Consider the following 19157-nt stretch of genomic DNA (forward strand, 5'->3'; position numbering starts at 1 on the left):
CTTATAGATGAGAACGAAGTACTTATCAAGAAAGAGGTGAGACCCTTGTCTTTTGCGGCCCTTACCAAAAAAGAGCTGACGATGGTGGAGAGTGAACCCTGCTGCGAGAAGGCGGAAATGTCAGCGCTTATCCGTATGAATGGATCTGTGCAGCTTTCAAGCAAAAAGGTTATTCTCGACATTTCGACGGAGAACGCCGCGATTGCAAGGCGGGTATATTCTTTACTTAAGAAATATTACCAGGTCCATATTGAGCTACTCGTGCGTAAAAAAATGCGTTTGAAGAAAAATAACGTCTATATCGTCAGAATCCCAAACCGTGTACAAGAGATCCTAAAGGATCTTAGAATTGTGTCGGAAGGATTTATTTTTACCGATGGTATTGATGATGAGATTGTTGGGAATAACTGCTGCAAGCGTGCTTATTTGCGCGGTGCCTTTCTGGCTGGCGGATCGGTTAATAATCCGGAAGGCTCCTCCTACCATTTGGAGATTTCCTCGATGTATGAGGAACATTGTAAAGCATTAGTGGATCTGGCTGGGGAATTCCACCTAAACGCACGCTGTATTGAACGTAAAAAAGGGTTCATTCTTTACATTAAAGAAGGCGAGAAGATTATTGAATTCTTAAGTTTGATTGGAGCGCATCAGGCGCTGTTCAAATTTGAGGATGTAAGAATTATGCGCGATATGCGTAATTCCGTGAATCGGATCGTGAACTGCGAGACCGCAAATCTCAACAAAACAATAAGTGCTGCGGTGCGGCAGATTGAGAATATCAAGCTGTTGCAGCGAGAAGTGGGACTGGAGAATTTGCCGGATAAACTGCGTGAAGTAGCAGAAATTCGAATGGCGCATCCAGATATCAACCTCAAGGAGGTTGGTGAAATGCTCAAAGGTACAGTCAGTAAGTCGGGAGTAAATCATCGGCTTCGTAAGATTGATGAGCTGGCGGACAAGGTTCGAGGCGGCTAATTACTTTTTTTCTAGTGTGGTTTACGTTATAATGATATAATAATATAAAATTAATGTGAAACTTTTGGGGAGAACTCAATTAGGGGGTAAGCGTTTCATGACAAAGCACCCGGTAGTTGTTCGGTTGAAGACAGGGCTTCATGCCCGACCGGCAGCATTGTTTGTGCAAGAAGCTAACAAGTTTTCGTCGGAGATTTTCGTGGAAAAAGATGATAAAAAAGTAAATGCTAAAAGTATTATGGGGATTATGAGCCTCGCTATCAGTTCCGGCACGGAGATTTACATTAGCGCGGACGGTGCGGATGCCGATCAAGCTGTAAACGCTTTGACAAGTCTGGTCAGCAAAGAAGAGCTTGAGAACCAATAATAGGAAGACAACATCGTTTCTGCTAGGAAGACTTTATTTATCGCATGACCAAAAGCCCTTCGGGGCTTTTTTTAATACCAAAAAATAGATGGAGAACGTGCAACATTTACCAAAATGACTCGTCTAGAGGATAATAACAAATCACAAGAAATGAAAGGGGCTGGCAAATATGAAAGGTTTATTGAAGAAAATTGGTTCAGTGATGATCGTAGGGAGTTTGTTAATTGGAGGGATCAGCATGAGTGGTGTTTTCCAAGGTCCTGCAAAGGCTTACGCAGATGAAGTGCAGAAAAATGTCGTTAGTGTAGTAGGTAAAGGCGAATTGTCCCTCAAGCCGGATATCGTATACTTGTCCATCGGTGTGGATACTACAGCCACAACTGCGCAAGAAGCGCAGAAGACCAATGCCGCTAAAATTCAGAAGATTATGACTTTACTGAAGAATACTTGGAAAATTGCAGATAAAGATATTCAAAGCACGCAGTTTTATGTGCAACCCAATTATAGTTACAGCGAAAAAGAAGGACAGCAAGTGAAGGGGTACAACGCCAATCATACGCTGTTAGTGTCTTATAGAGATCTGACCAAGGTTGGTGAATTGCTGGACGCTGCATCTGCGGCAGGGGCGAATAATATCGGAAATGCACGTTTTTCTGTGGAAGATACTTCTGCATTTGAAGCTCAGGTGATTGAAAAAGCGATGGCGAATGCAGATGTTAAAGCAGGGGCTATTGCTAAGGCAGCTAAACGCAGCTTGGGTCAAGTGATCACGGTCAGCCAAAATGATGGCGATATCACTCCGGTTTATTTTGAACAGAATCTAAAAATGAATATGGCTGCAGCAGATGCTGGTGCAAGCACATCCGTGCAACCCGGAGTAGTTAAAGTTACAACTCAGCTGAGCGTAATGTATGAATTGAAATAGTATCAGAACAAGGTGAATGCAGAGAGGAGAGGTGTCTTCCACTAGTAATAGTGGGGGGGCGCCTCTTTTTTTGTGTAAGTTCTCTACGATTCTGTTTAATAAATTGGAAAGGAGAGGAAAAATAAGATGATGAATATTATTTCAAAAGAATCAGCGCGCAAATGGGGCATAGGTCTGATGTCAGCAGGTTTATTGTTTGTTGGAGGCCTACTGCCCAGCGAAACGGGTTATGCAGCAGCTAGTAAAACGGAGAATAAAGCTATTGATTCGCGTATCGTTTTAAAGGCAAACGGGATAAATTCGTTGCAGGAAGGTATTTTGAAGGAAGGACTGGCCTGGATTCCCCTAACTTTTATGCGAGATGTGTTGGGATTACCGCTTGTGTATGATAAGAAGGAAAATGCGTACATGATTGGAAAAGGATCGACCAAGGCCAAGTTGATGTTATCCAGCTACGGTACTTCTGTGTGGGTGAACAACTATTTCATTCGAGAGTATGAAGGGAAGTTAATTAATAATCGCCTCTATGTTCCATCAGGATTGTTAAATGATTATATGGGTTATAAGGTAGATTGGAGTCGGGCCGCCAGTAGGCTGAATGTGGTGAACAGACCGCAGAACGCGCTAACGGTAACCACGGAAACTTATGCTAAAGATCGGGCAGAAGCTTTTATTCAGCTTGATTATCCGAAGATCAGTGGATTGGGCAACTCCAGTGCGCAACAAGCTATTAATAATACTTTGAAGGAAAGTGTTATGAAATTCGCGGCGGGTGCAGAACAGGATATCTCCGATCGAGATGGAGCAGAGCCCAAATACACCTATGATTCAGGTTATGTAGTGACCTACAATCAGAATGGTGTGATCAGCATAGTGATGCATCAGTATAGTGATACGGGCGGCGCCCATGGAATGACTAACCGTGAAGCCTTCACCTTCTCGCTTAAGGATGGTAAACGTCTACTGTTGGGCGACCTGTTTGGAGCTAATCCAAACTACAAAAAACAGCTGAATGCAAAGCTGAGCAAGCTGCTGAAGGCAGAGGATAGTTATTTGGGAGGATTCAACGGATTGAATACGGAGAAATATTTCTATCTGAAGGACGACAAGGTTGTTCTGTTCTTCCAATTATATGAGTACACAGCGTATGCTGCAGGCTTCCCTGAGTATACTTTTAGTTTCAAAGAGCTTTTGCCGGATGGCAGTAGCCCGTTTGCTGGCATAAAATAAATGGAAATGCTTCGTCTCCGCTAATGTCGGCACAAGACATCTCCCCCTTACCAGAGTTGTCTCTTGTTCATATGCTAAAGGGAGTAACTAGTTTATGAACGGGGGAGAGCTATGGGCTACCAATATACTGCAATTGGCGATTCCTTGACGACTGGATTTGGTGCTCTGCCAGGTAACGGTTTTGTACCGGTGTACCGTAGAATGGCAGAAGGGAGACTGCGGACTACTGTAGCCTCTACGAATTTAGGCGTGAACGGAATGACTACTTCAGAGCTGGAGCAGCGGCTGCGCGGAAATTCCATGATGCGTGAGGCCGTTCGAGTAGCCGATATCATCACTGTGTCTATCGGTGGTAATGATTTGATTCACGCGGCCAAATCAGCAGCAAGACAGCAAGGCAACTTATCCGCAGAACTGCGCAGATCGCTTCAGGAATGCAAACAAAATTTCTCTGCAATTATGAATATCCTTATACAATTGAAGGCGAGGACGCGTAGACCTTTTATCATTAGAATTGTGGGATTATATAACCCCTATCCTCAGGTGGTTGGTGCGACAGAGTGGGTCAGGCAGTTTAATCAATACGCAGCACAGTACAGCAGCCGAGTATGTGGATTTGCTTCGATTTACAGTGAGTTCGCAGGAAATGAGAGAGGGCTGTTATCCATTGATCATTTGCATCCGAATGGCCGGGGTTATCGCGTAATTGCCGAGAAGCTGGATGCGCTAGGTTATGGCGGGCTGGCTTAATTGGATTTAGGTCTTCTATAAAATATAAAGAGGCTGTGCTCTAACCATAACGGATAGAGCACAGCCTCTTTATATTTTTACTTTATAGCTTACACACCGCTAGGCAATGTCTTCTCGATTACTTTATCTACGATACCGTATTCAGCCGCGTCTGCAGCAGTCATGAAGTAGTCGCGATCTGTATCCTTCTCAATACGTTCTAGAGGTTGACCCGTACGTTCTGCTAGAATACGGTTCAGCTTATCGCGCAATTTAAGGATGCGGCGGGCACGGATTTCAATGTCCGTTGCTTGACCTTGAGCACCACCCAAAGGCTGGTGGATCATGATCTCGCTGTTAGGCAGTGCGAAGCGTTTGCCTTTGGCGCCAGCGTTTAGCAGGAAAGCTCCCATGGAAGCTGCCATACCCACACAGATGGTGGAAACGTCTGGTTTAATGTACTGCATTGTATCAAAAATAGCCATACCTGCAGTAATGGAACCGCCTGGGCTATTCACGTAAAGGTGAATGTCCTTGTCAGGATCTTCGGCAGCCAAGAACAGCATTTGTGCGATGATAGAATTGGCTACCACGTCATTAACCTCCGTTCCAAGGAAAATGATGCGGTCCTTCAGCAGGCGGGAATAGATGTCATAAGCGCGCTCGCCGCGGTTGCTCTGTTCTACTACCATAGGAATATAACTCACGTGGAAAACCTCCTTGATATTGGTTCTTCAAATGTATTCATTTTTACTCTTGCCGTATTACCCACATGATAAACAAATTCAAACAAAAAGTCAAAGAAAGTCAAACTTATATTCAAAAAAAAGAGCCGACAAGCGGCTCTTTGGTTAAGTAGTAGTATAGGCACTACTAAATTATGTGCAAAAATGAAATTAATGGCGCGCCCGCCAAGAATCGAACTTGGATCTCAGGCTTCGGAGGCCTACGTCATATCCATTGGACCACGGGCGCAACAAAAATGATTATAATACAATTTTTACACAATTGCAATGTAATATTAATACTGGACAAGCGCTCTAGGGACAGGCATCGGGCGCTATATCTTTTTCTGACCTTATTAATGTATAAGAAGACAAGCGCTTGAGAATTCTACTCTCGGAAGACTTGCGCTTCGAGCAATATTTGGTTAGAATATGGGTGGGACTTAAAAAGTTTACCCGGGACGTTTTGAGACCATGAACAAGGGAATAGAGGAAGACGAAGTTGCAGGAGTGAAAGTATGCGTAATTTATTAGATATCCAAAAGCAGCTTCTGCCTGATCTCATGGAAACCCTTAAGAGACGGTACACGATTCTTCATCAGATCATGCTGTCCGATATTATTGGGCGCAGAACGCTAGCCGCTTCGCTAGATATGACTGAGCGGGTACTGCGTGCCGAGACGGATCTTCTGAAATCGCAAGGGCTTATTGAGATCGAGAGTGTTGGCATGCGCATTAGCGCTGCTGGACGTAGACTGCTTGATTTGCTAGAGCCGGTTGTTAAGAGCCTATTTGGTCTGGATGAGCTGGAAGAGAAAATTCGAGCAACGTATGGTCTGGATAAAGTTATTGTAGTACCGGGTGATTGTGAGTCATCGCCGTTCACCAAACGAGAGCTTGGCCGAGCGGGTGCGAAAGCGCTGCTGAGTATACTTCGCGCAGATGATACAGTTGCCGTCACAGGTGGATCGACGCTTGCCGATATGGCTGATCAACTGGCACCGCCGTTGTCCCTTTCCTATAAGAACGCTTGGTTTGTTCCGGCGCGTGGAGGATTAGGAGAGAGTATGGAGATTCAAGCCAACACGATTGCCTCAACAATGGCAAAGCGGGTTGGAGCCAACTACCGGTTGTTGCATGTCCCTGATTTGCTTAGCGGGGATGCATACCAATCGCTGGCACTTGACTCTAATATTGGAGAGATTGTACAAACCATCCGTAGTTCGCGTATTATTGTACATGGGATTGGGGATGCCATTGAAATGACCCGCCGCCGCAAACTGGACGAGGCTACAGTCTCGGAAATCCAGGGTGAAGGGGCAGTGGCCGAATCTTTTGGCTATTATTTCAATGAAGAGGGTCAGGTTGTCCATACCATGCTTACGATGGGTCTACGTCTAGAAGATATTATCCGGACAGAGAAAGTCATCGGTATTGCAGGAGGCAAACCCAAGGCCAAAGCCATTCATGCCATGCTGCGTTTCGGGCAGGAGAATATTCTCGTCACGGACGAGGCTGCTGCAGTAGAAATAGGCAAGGAAATTGACAATCAACTACAGCTATCTTCGTAGTTTTTAGATTGCAGGCAATAACATACTTCTTGCATCATACTTAACATTGTTGTCATGACAGACCTCACCGTCTGTTTTGAATAAATAAAACGAATTCTAGGAGGAACTATTCAATGAGTGTAAAAGTTGGAATTAACGGTTTTGGACGTATTGGACGCCTTGCTTTCCGCCGTATTCAAAATGTAGAAGGTATCGAAGTGGTAGCAATCAACGACTTGACTGACGCTAAGATGCTTGCTCATTTGCTTAAATATGATACAACTCAAGGTAAATTCCAAGGTGATGTTGAAGTGCATGATGGCTTCTTCAAAGTCAATGGTAAAGAAGTTAAGGTTCTTGCTAACCGCAACCCTGAAGAATTGCCATGGGGCGACCTAGGCGTTGATATCGTACTTGAGTGCACAGGTTTCTTCACAACTAAAGAAGCAGCTGAAAAACACTTGAAAGGTGGAGCTAAGAAAGTAGTTATCTCCGCTCCAGCTACTGGCGACATGAAAACTGTCGTTTACAACGTTAACGATGACATTCTTGATGGTACTGAAACTGTTATTTCCGGCGCATCTTGCACAACTAACTGCCTAGCTCCAATGGCAAAAGTACTGAACGACAAGTTCGGTATCGTTGAAGGCTTGATGACTACAATTCATGCTTACACTGGCGACCAAAACACTTTGGATGCTCCACATGCTAAAGGTGACTTCAGACGCGCTCGTGCAGCAGCTGAGAACATCATTCCTAACACTACTGGTGCTGCTAAAGCAATCGGTCTGGTTATTCCAGAACTTAAAGGTAAATTGGATGGTGCAGCTCAACGTGTTCCAGTTGCAACTGGTTCCCTGACTGAACTTGTAACTGTTCTTGATAAGAGCGTTACTGTTGAAGAAATCAACGCAGCAATGAAAGCAGCTTCCGATCCAGACACTTATGGTTACACTGAAGATGAAATCGTATCTTCCGACATCAAAGGTATGACTTTCGGATCCCTGTTCGATGCTACACAAACTAAAGTATTGACTGTTGGCGACAAACAACTGGTTAAAACTGTTGCTTGGTATGACAATGAAATGTCCTACACTGCACAATTGGTTCGTACTTTGGAGAAATTCGCTAAAATCGCTAAGTAATTGACTTGATATAAGCAACATCTATAGAGCGGAAACAGAAATTCCTTGTTTCCGCTCTTTCTAAATGTATTTCTTGTTTCCTGCTAGAAACAATTTTGGGTGTGGAGGAATTAATCATGAACAAAAAAAGCGTCCGTGATGTAGAAGTAAAGGGTAAGCGCGTATTTGTACGCGTGGATTTCAACGTACCTGTAGAAGACGGTAAAATTACTGATGATACTCGTATTCGCGAAACACTTCCAACCATTAAATATTTGATCGAGAACGGTGCAAAGATCATTCTTGCGAGTCATATGGGTCGTCCTAAAGGCGAATTCGTAGATTCCATGCGTTTGACTACTGCTGCTGAACGTCTGTCCGAGCTCCTTGGCAAACCCGTAGCTAAAGCTGACGAAGCAATTGGCGAAGCTGTAAAAGCAAAAATCGCTGAGCTAGGCGAAGGCGACGTACTTGTACTTGAGAATGTTCGCTTCTACCCAGGTGAAGAGAAAAACGATCCTGAACTGGCTAAACAATTCGCTGAATTGGCTGATTTGTTTGTTAATGATGCGTTTGGTGCGGCTCACCGTGCACATGCATCGACAGAAGGTATCGCTCATTTCTTACCAGCTGTATCCGGTCTTTTGATGGAGAAAGAATTGTCCGTTCTTGGTAAAGCTCTTTCTAACCCAGAACGTCCTTTCACTGCGATCATCGGTGGTTCGAAAGTTAAAGACAAGATTGATGTTATTGATAACTTGTTGTCTTTGGCTGATAACGTCCTGATCGGCGGTGGATTGTCTTATACATTCACTAAAGCACAAGGCTTTGAAATCGGTAAATCACTAGTAGACAACGACAAACTTGACGTTGCTCTTGGATTCATCGAAAAAGCAAAAGCACTTGGTAAAAACTTCATGCTTCCTGTTGATGTTGTTGTTGCTGATAAATTTGGTGCTGACGCTAACACTAAGATCGTTGATTACAATGAAATCCCAGAAGGTTGGGAAGGACTTGATATCGGACCTAAGACTCGTGAACTTTATGCCGATATTATCAAGAACTCCAAGCTGGTTGTCTGGAATGGACCTATGGGCGTATTCGAAATCGATAAATTCGCTGAAGGTACACTTGCAGTAGCAAAAGCTTGTGCAACTACTGAAGGTTACACTGTTATTGGTGGCGGAGATTCCGCAGCAGCAGCAGAGAAATTCCACCTGGCTGATCAAATGGATCATATCTCCACTGGTGGCGGTGCATCCCTTGAGTTCATGGAAGGCAAGGCGCTTCCTGGCGTAGAAGCACTGAACGATAAGTAAGACCTAAGAAGGAGGCAACATAAGTCATGAGAACACCTATTATTGCAGGTAACTGGAAAATGTTCAAAACAGTTCCTGAAGCAGAAAGCTTTATTGCTGAAATTAAAGGCAAAGCAGAAGTAGAAGGCGTTGAGACTGTAATCTGCGCTCCATTTACTAACCTGCCTGCACTTGTAGCAGCTGCAAAAGGTACTAACATCAAGATTGGTGCACAAAACCTACACTTTGAAGATAACGGTGCTTACACAGGCGAGATCAGTGGTGTAATGCTAAGTGATCTTGGTGTGGACTATGTTATCATTGGCCACTCTGAGCGTCGTGCTTATTTTGGCGAAACGGATGAAATCGTGAATAAGAAAATGCATGCTGCATTCCGTCACGGAATTACTCCTATCGTATGTGTTGGCGAAAAGCTCGAAGAGCGTGAAGCTGATCAAACTAAAGCAGTATGTAAAGTACAAACTGAAGCTGCATTCCAAGGTCTTAGTGCCGAGCAAGCAGCAAAAGTTGTTATTGCATACGAACCTATCTGGGCTATTGGCACAGGTAAATCTTCCACTTCCCAAGATGCTAATGAAGTTATTGCTTACATCCGCAGTCTTGTAAAAGATCTGTATGATGCAGCAACAGCTGAAGCTGTTCGTATTCAATACGGCGGCAGCGTGAAGCCTGAGAATGTAACTGAGTACATGGGCCAAAGCGACATCGATGGTGCGCTTGTTGGCGGTGCCAGCTTACAACCGGATTCCTTCGTTCAATTGGTTGAGGGGGCGAAGTAAGATGTCAGCTCCAAAACCCGTAGCTTTGATCATCATGGATGGTTTTGGTTTGCGTGGAACGACAGAAGGTAATGCCGTTGCTCAAGCCAACAAACCTAACTATGACCGTTACCTGAAACAATATCCTAACACTACACTCACTGCTTGCGGTGAAGCTGTAGGCCTTCCGGAAGGGCAAATGGGCAACTCCGAAGTAGGGCATTTGAATATTGGTGCAGGCCGGATCGTTTATCAGGATTTGACTCGTATCGATAAATCGATTCGCGAGGGTGAGTTCTTCGATAACGAAACCCTGGTTAGCGCAGTTAGAAATGCTAAGAACACTGGCAAAAAGCTTCACCTTTATGCGCTTGTATCCGACGGAGGGGTACATAGCCATATTAACCACCTGTTTGCTATGCTTGACCTGGCTAAAAAAGAAGATATGCATGAAGTGTATATCCATGCTTTTATGGACGGTCGTGACGTAGCTCCTGATAGTGGGAAGAAGTTTGTCCAAGATCTAGTAGCTAAAATCGAAGAGGTTGGCGTGGGTACAATTGCAACGGTGTCCGGACGTTATTACGCCATGGATCGTGATAAACGTTGGGAACGTGTAGAGAAAGCCTACCGTGCTATGGTTTATGGTGAAGGCCCTAAATACACGGATGCTGTGCAAGCCATCACTTCATCTTATGAAAACTCGGTATTTGATGAATTCGTTGAACCTAGTGTAATTGTAAACAGTGAAGGCAAACCTGTAACGGCAGTAGAGAGCGGCGATTCCGTCGTATTCCTCAACTTCCGTCCTGACCGTGCTATTCAATTGTCACAAGTGTTCACGAATCAAGATTTCCGCGGTTTCGATCGTGGTCCTTTGTTCCCGCAAAACCTGCACTTCGTATGCCTAACTACTTTCAGCGAAACGGTACAAGGTTATGTAGCCTATTCACCGAAGAACCTGGATAACACATTGGGTGAAGTGCTTGTTCAACAAAACAAGAAGCAACTGCGCATCGCGGAAACTGAGAAATATCCGCATGTAACCTTCTTCTTTAGCGGTGGACGTGACGAGGAGCTTCCTGGTGAAACTCGGATCTTAATCAACTCTCCTAAAGTGGCAACCTATGATCTTCAACCTGAGATGAGCGCATACGAAGTGGCTGCAGCCTGCGTAGCGGAAATCGAAGCGGAAAGACAGGATGCTATCATTCTTAACTTTGCCAATCCTGATATGGTTGGACACTCCGGCATGCTGGAACCAACAATCAAGGCTGTAGAAGTGACGGATGAGTGTGTAGGTAAAGTAGTGGATGCGGTTGTTGCCAAAGGTGGCGTTGCCATTATTATCGCTGACCATGGTAATGCAGATATGGTATTTGACGAGAACGGTCGCCCGTTCACAGCTCATACAACCAATCCTGTTCCGTTCATCGTGACTACTGAGAATGTTGTATTGCGTGAATCCGGTATTCTTGCAGACGTAGCACCAACAATCCTAGATTTGATGGGACTTCCGCAACCTGCGGAAATGACCGGACAATCCATGATTGCTAGCCGTAAGTAAGGTAAGGTATAACGCCTTTGATTTTAAGCTATACAAGTAAGACCAAAACAATGTTAAAAGGAGATTAACTTACATGACTATTATTTCTGATGTATATGCTCGCGAAGTCCTTGACTCCCGTGGTAACCCTACTGTAGAGGTTGACGTTTATCTGGAATCCGGTGCTAAAGGCCGCGCTATCGTTCCTTCCGGCGCTTCCACTGGTGCTCACGAAGCTGTAGAACTTCGTGATGGCGACAAATCCCGTTACATGGGTAAAGGCGTTCTGAAAGCTGTTGAGAACGTAAATGAAATCATCGCTCCAGAAGTTATCGGTATGGACGCTCTTGACCAAGTGGGCATCGACAAATTGATGATTACTTTGGACGGAACTCCTAACAAAGGTAAATTGGGCGCTAACGCAATCCTAGCTGTATCCATGGCAGTAGCTCGTGCAGCTGCAGCAGCTTTGGATATTCCTTTGTACGTATACCTGGGCGGATTCAACGCTAAAACTCTACCAGTACCAATGATGAACATCATCAATGGTGGTGAGCATGCGGACAACAACATCGACGTTCAAGAGTTCATGGTTCTTCCTGTAGGAGCTCCAAGCTTCAAAGAAGCTCTTCGCACAGGTGCTGAAATCTTCCACAACTTGAAATCCGTACTTCAATCCAAAGGCCTGAACACAGCTGTAGGTGACGAAGGTGGTTTCGCACCGAACCTTGGTTCGAATGAAGAAGCAATCACTACAATCATCGAAGCTATTGAAAAAGCTGGTTACAAACCAGGTGTTGACGTATTCTTGGGTATGGACGTTGCTTCCACTGAGTTCTACAAAGACGGTAAATACACCCTTGCTGGCGAAGGTAAATCTTACACTTCCGCTGAGTATGTTGACCTTCTTGCTTCATGGGTTGAAAAATATCCTATCATCACAATCGAAGACGGTATGTCCGAAGACGACTGGGATGGCTGGAAATTGCTTACTGAAAAATTGGGCGACAAAGTCCAATTGGTTGGTGACGACTTGTTCGTAACTAACACTGAGCGTCTTGCAACAGGTATCGAAAAAGGTATCGGTAACTCCATCTTGGTTAAGGTTAACCAAATTGGTACATTGACTGAAACTTTTGATGCTATCGAAATGGCTAAACGTGCTGGTTACACAGCAGTTATCTCCCACCGTTCCGGTGAATCCGAAGATAGCACAATCGCTGATATCGCTGTTGCGACTAATGCTGGTCAAATCAAAACAGGTGCTCCTTCCCGTACAGACCGTGTTGCTAAATACAACCAATTGCTTCGCATCGAAGATGAGTTGGGTGAATTGGCTCAATACAACGGCCTGAAATCCTTCTACAACCTTAAAAGATAATCTGCTTTTATAGCAGACTTCGAAGACCCGCCGTTATGGCGGGTCTTTTTTATGATTTGAAGAAGATAGACTTTAATAGGTTTATCCTTATCTTGCAAGAAAAGCTACGACTTAACAGTCTAAGCTGTTGTATTACCGACAGCGCTATGATAAAATAAGAATACTGTTTATGTATCGTGATAACCTAAATTACCATAGATAGTGATGCTTAGGCGTAGGAGGTGGAAGTGAATGGATATCTTTTTGAAAGTTGTGCTCCTGATTTTTTCCGTCGGTCTTATTGCGGTCGTTCTTCTGCAAAAGGGGAAAAGCGCGGGTCTTTCCGGTGCCATCTCTGGCGGTGCTGAGCATCTCTTTGGTAAAACAAAAGCTCGTGGTATGGAGCTTGTACTACAACGTGTAACTGTTGGACTTGCTGCTGGTTTCTTCATCATGGCGATTCTAGCTGCTATTCTAATCGACTAAAAGATCTACCGTAAGCCCTCGCTCTGTTCTAAATGGAATAGAGCGGAGGCTTTTTTGTTATATTAAAAGGAGTTAAAAAGCACCTAAGGGTGCTTTTCTTTTCATATTCGCAAAGAAAAAGGCTGGATCGATAGGAAGTAAATCTGAAATTGGCATGGATGTATTTCAGCAGTTAAAGGAAATTTTGTACTGTGTTAACCTTTGGATGACAGTAACAGGGATGCGCAGGATTGATTTCGTGTATACTAGGGTATGAAGTAGTAAAGGTAAAATTTACTTGGCATTACTGCAGGGCAGGACAAGATATACATATTTGCCAGCGGCTTGAAGCCGCGGAGGGCTGGGGTGACGAACATGATAACACAAGAAATATTACTCGATTTCATGCGGGAAACTGCATATAAACCAATGACTTATGAAGAGCTGGTGAGTCATTTTGCTCTAGAGGATAGTGAAGGGTTTAAAAAGTTCGAGGAGCTGCTGATTGAATTAGAGCAGGATGGAAGAATTGTATTAACCCGTACTGCACGTTATGGCGTGCCAGAACGGATGGATTTGCTGCGTGGACGTTTACAAGCACATGCGAAGGGTTTTGCTTTTTTAATCCCGGATGATCGTGATCATCCTGACGTATATATCCATGCAAATGATCTTAAGGGAGCTATGAATGGCGATATCGTTCTGATTCGTATTACCTCTAAAAGTCCGTCCGGCGGACGTATGGAAGGCGAAGTAGTACGTATTGTAAAACGTGGCGTGTTGCAGACGGTAGGTGTTTTCCAAAACCTGGAGACCTATGGCTTTGTGCTGCCTGATGACAAGCGGATTAATCGTGATATTTTTATTCCGAAGCAATCCTTTAAAGGTGCTGTAGATGGTCAAAAGGTCGTTGTGCGTATTGTGAGTTATCCGGAAGGCCGAGCAGCGGCAGAGGGTGAAATTATTGAAATTCTCGGACATAAGGATGATCCGGGTGTTGATATTCTTTCCATTATCCGCAAACATCAATTGCCTGAAGCATTTCCAGCTGAAGTGATGGATGAAGCCGATAGTGCTCCTGATTCAATTACAGAAGAGGAGATTGCGGAGCAAGGAAGACGCGACCTGCGCGGGCTGAACATTGTTACGATTGATGGCGAAGATGCTAAGGATTTGGATGATGCGGTAAACGTACAGCGCTTGGAGAATGGACATTACAAGCTGGGCGTCCATATAGCAGACGTAGGTTATTATGTGCGTGAAGGCTCTGAGCTGGATAAAGAAGCCTATGACCGCGGTTGTAGTGTGTATTTGGTAGACCGGGTTATTCCGATGTTGCCGCACCGTCTATCGAACGGGATTTGCAGCTTGAATCCACAGGTAGACCGGTTAACAATGTCCTGTGAAATGGAATTTAACGAGCAAATGAAGGTTGTGAAGCACGATGTCTTTACGAGCGTGATTCGCACCAAAGAGAGAATGACTTACTCCAATGTTCGTAAAATTCTCGAAGATGAAGATCCAGAGCTGCTGGAACGTTATAGTCCACTAATTGATGATTTCCGCCTCATGAAAGAATTGGCGATGAAGCTGCGCGATGCGCGGATGCGCCGGGGTGCGGTTGATTTTGATTTTGAAGAGAGCAAAATCATCGTCGACGAGAACGGCAAGGCTGTAGATATCGTGAAGCGTGAACGTTCTGTAGCGGAGCAGATTATCGAGGAGTTTATGCTGGCGGCAAATGAAACGGTTGCTGAGCATTTCCACTGGTTGAAGGTTCCGTTCCTTTACCGGATTCACGAAGATCCAGATCCAGAGAAGCTGCAGAATTTCATGGCTTTTGCGGCCAATTTCGGATATCACGTCAAGGGCCGTGGCAATTCGGTTCATCCACGTGCTTTGCAGGATCTGTTGGAGCAAATCCAAGGCACAAAGGAACAGACGGTCATCAGTACGATGATGCTGCGTTCCATGAAGCAGGCAAAGTATGATGCGGAGAGCACGGGCCATTTCGGACTGGCTGCGGAATACTATTCTCACTTTACTTCTCCAATTCGCCGGTACCCCGATCTGGTCATTCACCGCGTAATGCGTGAAGTGATTGAGAATGGAGGGGCACTGACCCAGAAACGGCATGATTATTTGTCTAGCCGGATGCCTGACATTGCTCAGCAGTCCTCGGAACGCGAGCGTGTGGCGGTAGAAGCTGAACGCGATACGGAGCAACTGAAGAAAGCAGAATACATGCAGGATAAAGTAGGCGAGGAATTCGAGGCTATGGTCAGCAGTGTGACCAGCTTCGGAATGTTCATCGAGCTGGATAATACCGTCGAAGGTCTTATTCGTCTCAGTGCAATGAGCGACGATTATTATCACTTCGACGAAGGTCATATGGCGCTCATTGGCGAGCGCACATCGCGTGTGTTCCGCATTGGTGACGAGGTAAAGATCCGAGTCGCCAAAGTAAATATGGATGACCACACGATCGATTTCGAGTTGGTCGACATGAAGCCACGCGCGCCAGGCGAGCACCGCGGCGGTGGCTTTGCAGGCGGCCGCGGAGGCAAGGGCGGCCGTTCGGGCGGCGGCTTCATTAAGCCGGCCGGGGGCAAAGGTGCCGCGGGCAAGGGACGCGGCGGTAAAGGCAAGCCGCGGCGCTGCTGCAGGCGCGGGCAAGGGCAAGCCGGGCGCAGCTGTGCGCGCCGGTGAAGGGCCGCGCGAAGCGGCCGGTGTTGGCGCAGCGGGCGGACGCGGTAAGCGGAAGCGCGGGCGCGAGGCCGGCGAGGATGCGAGCCGGGTAGTTGCTGCGCCGGGCGCAGAGCGCGGAGGCGAAGCCGGCGGCAACGCAGGCGCGCCGCGTGAGCGCAGCGGCGGGCGAGGCCGCGGCGGAGACACCGGCGGTGCCGGTGGTGGACGCGGCATCAGCTTCGGCTTTGGCTCCGGCAAAGGCGGATACGGCGCTCCTGCGTCCGACGCCTCCGGCGGCGAGTCGCGGGGCGTGGACGGCAGCACGAAGTTCCGCAGCCGCGAGGATCGCGGGGGAACTTTGGCGGTGGAGAAGGCCGTAACGGCGCTCCTACAGGCAAAGGCCGCCGCAAAAAGAAAACCAAAGGCGGCGTGTTCATCGGCCAGTCCGTGACACCAGGCAACGTAGAGACGTCTGAGCAAGTTACTTCTAAACGAAGTGACAATAATGGCGGCGCTCCAGAAGGAGCACCACGTAAGCGTAAAAAGAAATAAATGACGGTTATGCGTTGCGTAACTCTATAACGATACTAAGCACCGTCCCTCTTGGGGGCGGTGCTTTTTAACTCATAACAGGCTTGGTTAATTGCATTATGTGCAGTTAAATTTGGGTTATGTAGTAAAAGTGGTAGCTAATTGCATTTTGTACATCTAAATCTGATGAGTTACCTCTAATTGGTCTGATTTCGCTTTTTTAGCTGCAGAAAGTGCAACTAATTAGTTTTTTGGCGGTGACAAGGCTTAAATAGTTGCACGAAATACATTTATATATAGAACAACGTAGGTGATAGCAAGTGAATAGGTAGAGGATAGGTACAGTATAGGATTGCACAGTATAGGTAAAAGCAGCACTATTTGAATAGGCGTCGAATAGATGTATATCCAAGTAGGGGGAAGCGGATAATTGAGAACAAATAGGTAATAAGTAAATAGGGTATATGGATATAGATATGTGGAGATTAGTGGATAACTATCTGTTAATTAAGGCGCACAAGTAAAAGGGTAACTTCGCTATTTGCTGAAAAACTCCAGATCAACTCAGCTTAATGCTTTTTTGTAACAAATGCTAGATATTGGGTAATGTTACTGACAACTATATGACAAATTAGGTGAGGTATATTTGGTTGAAGGTTCCTTGCGCTCACTTGATTCCATTTGTTACAATATAGATCAGACGTTCGATGGCTGTGTCGTTTAAGATTAGACAGACATGGTTACTTTAACTTATGAATATGATTCAAGGAGTGATTCTCATGGGTAAAAAAGCAGACGGGAAAGTACTCGCCCAGAATAAGAAAGCTTCCCATGATTATTTTATCGAGGATACTTATGAAGCTGGCTTGGTGCTGACGGGTACAGAGATCAAGTCGCTGCGTAATGGCCGCGCTAATATTGGAGATGCTTTTGCTACGATTCGCAATGGTGAGATTCAGATTCACAACATGCATATCAGCCCTTTTGAACAAGGTAACCGTGCCAATCCTACTGATCCCACACGCACACGTAAATTGTTAATGCATAAGGAGCAAATTCATAAACTGCTGGGCTTGTCCAAGCGAGATGGATTTACGATTGTGCCACTTAAGATTTATGTGCGGAATGGCTATGCGAAGCTGCTGATTGGTCTTGGTAAAGGTAAAAAAGAGTATGACAAACGTGACTCGGCTGCCAAGCGAGATGCTCAACGTGATATCCAGCGTGTACTGCGTGATAAGCAAAAGATCGCCAGATAATCTGGGAGAACTAGACGATTCAAAGGAGTTCCAGTTTCAACCTTCAATTCCTTTAACCCACGTGTTAAAGTGTTGATAAATGTGCTATACTGAGTAAGTAAGTTAGTTATTGCTTCGTTACAGTTTTCTTGAATAAGAAGCTGTAGATTGGATCTCTCTTGCTTGGAAGATCCGCTTGATCCGAAGCGCCCTTTTTAATGAGGGGCCGTTCTTGGATTCGACGGGGGTAGTTCGAGCATGAGTAGCGAGTAGTGGGGACGCGTCCGCTTCATCAACGCTAAAGCCTATTAAACGGCAAACAACAAAACAACTACGCTTTCGCAGCCTAAGAAACTGTGTGCGTGCTTCTACTCTGCATCGCCCATGTGACAGGGATAGGGGCTAACAAATAGTGGGATACGCTGTCTCATCTCCGCCTGCGGTGAGCTGAAGAAGACAATCAGGCTGACCCAACGTATAGCCGGTTACGGGGCGATACTCGGGTGACATCAAAACTGTGACTACACTCGTAGAAGCTTATGTGCCGTTATCTTCGGACAGGGGTTCGACTCCCCTCGGCTCCATATGGAGTATTAGAAAAAGCGACCTTTAGGGGTCGCTTTTTTGTATCCTCATAATTAAAGTTAGGCAATGCTTTTTAATGATTTCAGCCAATTCCTCAAATGTGTACTTGTGGTTTATCATGTCTACTATGAGGTCTCGGAATGTTTGGTATGCATATTTTTAAACTGCAAAAGATTTCTCTACCACCACGAATACCGTCCGCATGAGGATGGTTCCCATACTATTGTTAACGATACCCTTTTGCAAAGTTTCTTTGTTATAATTATTATAATAATCTCTTCATTGGCTGGTGATTATGAATGAGTGAAAAATTTTGGTTAGTAGTACAGTATCCTCTAAAAAGTGAAAAAGGAAGCCAACGTGATAACTGGTTAAGAGATAAAGTAATGGAATACCTGGACATATCTCTAATAGATGCTAACTTAGGTTGTGTTGATGGCTTTGATATGGGCAAATGCATTTCCGACCCAAAAAAATATGCTCTTAATATATTTTGTATCATTACGGAAGAAGAACGTAGTATAGCCTTGATAAAGAGAGTGTTAAAAGATAGCAGGTTTGATTATACTCGTATTAAAATTGCTACAATGCCCTATGGAAAAGAAGAAACATATAGTCTTAAATTTTCCTATAAAAAGGGTGTTACCGATTTTTCGCTATAGCACAGTTTTGACTTTAGAATTACAACTACACCGTAAACAATTTTCTGGTGGGAGTCATGAATTTTGTGACATCAAAACTGTAATTACACTCATAGAAGCTTATGTACCGTTATCTTCGGTCAGGGTTCGACTCCCCTCAGTCCCATAAGAAAACCCGCTGAAATAGCGGTTTTTTTGCTGTTTAGTGATTGAATTGTAGACGAATGCAGACAAGGAATTATGGGGAACTAAAAGTATTTATTTTTGTAGACATGTTGTCTACACCTAAAATTAGATCATTCACTTTGAAGTTAATATTTAGTGGCACATTTTCCGAAACTACATCTATAAGAGCTCGAACTGATATAAGATTAGATTATGGCATTAAGCACTTAAAAGCA

16 protein-coding genes, 1 tRNA gene and 1 other RNA gene are annotated in these 19157 nt (G+C 45.0%); 16 read left to right on the forward strand and 2 right to left on the reverse strand.

Going from position 1 to position 19157, the window contains the following annotated elements; all coding sequences use genetic code 11:
- The first annotated feature begins 45 nt into the window (after positions 1-45).
- The 5 genes from whiA (at position 46) to MHI32_RS00900 (ending at position 4247) form a co-directional block, all read left to right on the forward strand.
- Positions 46-975 carry a DNA-binding protein WhiA gene (gene whiA, locus MHI32_RS00880; RefSeq protein WP_340011724.1) on the forward strand — a complete coding sequence of 310 codons (930 nt, stop codon included), beginning with the start codon at positions 46-48 and terminating at the stop codon, positions 973-975.
- A 97-nt stretch (positions 976-1072) separates the two neighbouring features.
- A complete protein-coding gene (locus MHI32_RS00885) occupies positions 1073-1342 on the forward strand; it encodes an HPr family phosphocarrier protein (protein ID WP_036687106.1) in 270 nt (89 codons plus the stop codon).
- Positions 1343-1511: 169 nt separating this feature from the next.
- The gene (locus MHI32_RS00890) at positions 1512-2267 is read left to right on the forward strand and encodes an SIMPL domain-containing protein (protein WP_076126857.1); all 756 of its coding nucleotides are present in this window, start codon (positions 1512-1514) and stop codon (positions 2265-2267) included.
- Between the two features lie 126 nt (positions 2268-2393).
- Positions 2394-3497 (forward strand): DUF4163 domain-containing protein, encoded by a 1104-nt coding sequence (locus MHI32_RS00895; RefSeq protein WP_076310089.1) that lies wholly within the window; start codon positions 2394-2396, stop codon positions 3495-3497.
- A gap of 111 nt (positions 3498-3608) precedes the next feature.
- Positions 3609-4247 (forward strand): GDSL-type esterase/lipase family protein, encoded by a 639-nt coding sequence (locus MHI32_RS00900; RefSeq protein ID WP_076186860.1) that lies wholly within the window; start codon positions 3609-3611, stop codon positions 4245-4247.
- 89 nt (positions 4248-4336) lie between these two features.
- Here MHI32_RS00900 and clpP read toward each other — a convergent pair whose 3' ends face one another.
- The gene (clpP, locus tag MHI32_RS00905) at positions 4337-4933 is read right to left on the reverse strand and encodes an ATP-dependent Clp endopeptidase proteolytic subunit ClpP (protein ID WP_036687113.1); all 597 of its coding nucleotides are present in this window, start codon (positions 4931-4933) and stop codon (positions 4337-4339) included.
- A gap of 193 nt (positions 4934-5126) precedes the next feature.
- Positions 5127-5201 (reverse strand) — tRNA-Arg (locus MHI32_RS00910).
- Positions 5202-5469: 268 nt separating this feature from the next.
- Between MHI32_RS00910 and MHI32_RS00915 the strand changes: the two genes are divergently transcribed.
- The 11 genes from MHI32_RS00915 (at position 5470) to MHI32_RS00965 (ending at position 18777) form a co-directional block, all read left to right on the forward strand.
- The gene (locus MHI32_RS00915) at positions 5470-6522 is read left to right on the forward strand and encodes a sugar-binding domain-containing protein (protein WP_076126862.1); all 1053 of its coding nucleotides are present in this window, start codon (positions 5470-5472) and stop codon (positions 6520-6522) included.
- Between the two features lie 113 nt (positions 6523-6635).
- Complete coding sequence (gene gap / locus MHI32_RS00920; protein ID WP_036687120.1) at positions 6636-7646, forward strand: type I glyceraldehyde-3-phosphate dehydrogenase; 1011 nt, start codon at positions 6636-6638, stop codon at positions 7644-7646.
- 116 nt (positions 7647-7762) lie between these two features.
- Positions 7763-8944, forward strand: a complete 1182-nt coding sequence (locus MHI32_RS00925) for a phosphoglycerate kinase (protein ID WP_036687122.1) — start codon at positions 7763-7765, stop codon at positions 8942-8944.
- Between the two features lie 26 nt (positions 8945-8970).
- Positions 8971-9723 (forward strand): triose-phosphate isomerase, encoded by a 753-nt coding sequence (gene tpiA / locus MHI32_RS00930; protein ID WP_036687124.1) that lies wholly within the window; start codon positions 8971-8973, stop codon positions 9721-9723.
- A 1-nt stretch (position 9724) separates the two neighbouring features.
- Positions 9725-11269 (forward strand): 2,3-bisphosphoglycerate-independent phosphoglycerate mutase, encoded by a 1545-nt coding sequence (gpmI, locus tag MHI32_RS00935; RefSeq protein WP_076305439.1) that lies wholly within the window; start codon positions 9725-9727, stop codon positions 11267-11269.
- A gap of 73 nt (positions 11270-11342) precedes the next feature.
- A complete protein-coding gene (gene eno, locus MHI32_RS00940; RefSeq protein WP_036687130.1) occupies positions 11343-12629 on the forward strand; it encodes a phosphopyruvate hydratase in 1287 nt (428 codons plus the stop codon).
- A gap of 231 nt (positions 12630-12860) precedes the next feature.
- A complete protein-coding gene (gene secG, locus MHI32_RS00945) occupies positions 12861-13094 on the forward strand; it encodes a preprotein translocase subunit SecG (RefSeq protein WP_076126868.1) in 234 nt (77 codons plus the stop codon).
- A 354-nt stretch (positions 13095-13448) separates the two neighbouring features.
- A complete protein-coding gene (rnr, locus tag MHI32_RS00950) occupies positions 13449-15782 on the forward strand; it encodes a ribonuclease R (protein WP_340012688.1) in 2334 nt (777 codons plus the stop codon).
- Between the two features lie 1289 nt (positions 15783-17071).
- Complete coding sequence (smpB, locus tag MHI32_RS00955) at positions 17072-17551, forward strand: SsrA-binding protein SmpB (protein WP_036687155.1); 480 nt, start codon at positions 17072-17074, stop codon at positions 17549-17551.
- Between the two features lie 201 nt (positions 17552-17752).
- Positions 17753-18117: a transfer-messenger RNA gene (ssrA, locus tag MHI32_RS00960) on the forward strand.
- A 297-nt stretch (positions 18118-18414) separates the two neighbouring features.
- Complete coding sequence (locus MHI32_RS00965) at positions 18415-18777, forward strand: hypothetical protein (protein WP_340011725.1); 363 nt, start codon at positions 18415-18417, stop codon at positions 18775-18777.
- The last annotated feature ends 380 nt before the right edge of the window (positions 18778-19157 follow it).

It is taken from the genome of Paenibacillus sp. FSL H7-0690 (assembly GCF_037980415.1).
Lineage (GTDB): Bacteria > Bacillota > Bacilli > Paenibacillales > Paenibacillaceae > Paenibacillus_AQ > Paenibacillus_AQ odorifer.

Coding starts and splice junctions, on each gene's coding strand:
- gap (WP_036687120.1), top strand. CDS start 6,636: ATGAGTGTAAAAGTTGGAATTAACGGTTTTGGACGTATTGGACGCCTT.
- secG (WP_076126868.1), top strand. CDS start 12,861: ATGGATATCTTTTTGAAAGTTGTGCTCCTGATTTTTTCCGTCGGTCTT.
- MHI32_RS00900 (WP_076186860.1), top strand. CDS start 3,609: ATGGGCTACCAATATACTGCAATTGGCGATTCCTTGACGACTGGATTT.
- rnr (WP_340012688.1), top strand. CDS start 13,449: ATGATAACACAAGAAATATTACTCGATTTCATGCGGGAAACTGCATAT.
- gpmI (WP_076305439.1), top strand. CDS start 9,725: ATGTCAGCTCCAAAACCCGTAGCTTTGATCATCATGGATGGTTTTGGT.
- MHI32_RS00890 (WP_076126857.1), top strand. CDS start 1,512: ATGAAAGGTTTATTGAAGAAAATTGGTTCAGTGATGATCGTAGGGAGT.
- tpiA (WP_036687124.1), top strand. CDS start 8,971: ATGAGAACACCTATTATTGCAGGTAACTGGAAAATGTTCAAAACAGTT.
- MHI32_RS00895 (WP_076310089.1), top strand. CDS start 2,394: ATGATGAATATTATTTCAAAAGAATCAGCGCGCAAATGGGGCATAGGT.
- smpB (WP_036687155.1), top strand. CDS start 17,072: ATGGGTAAAAAAGCAGACGGGAAAGTACTCGCCCAGAATAAGAAAGCT.
- eno (WP_036687130.1), top strand. CDS start 11,343: ATGACTATTATTTCTGATGTATATGCTCGCGAAGTCCTTGACTCCCGT.
- MHI32_RS00925 (WP_036687122.1), top strand. CDS start 7,763: ATGAACAAAAAAAGCGTCCGTGATGTAGAAGTAAAGGGTAAGCGCGTA.
- MHI32_RS00965 (WP_340011725.1), top strand. CDS start 18,415: ATGAGTGAAAAATTTTGGTTAGTAGTACAGTATCCTCTAAAAAGTGAA.
- MHI32_RS00885 (WP_036687106.1), top strand. CDS start 1,073: ATGACAAAGCACCCGGTAGTTGTTCGGTTGAAGACAGGGCTTCATGCC.
- MHI32_RS00915 (WP_076126862.1), top strand. CDS start 5,470: ATGCGTAATTTATTAGATATCCAAAAGCAGCTTCTGCCTGATCTCATG.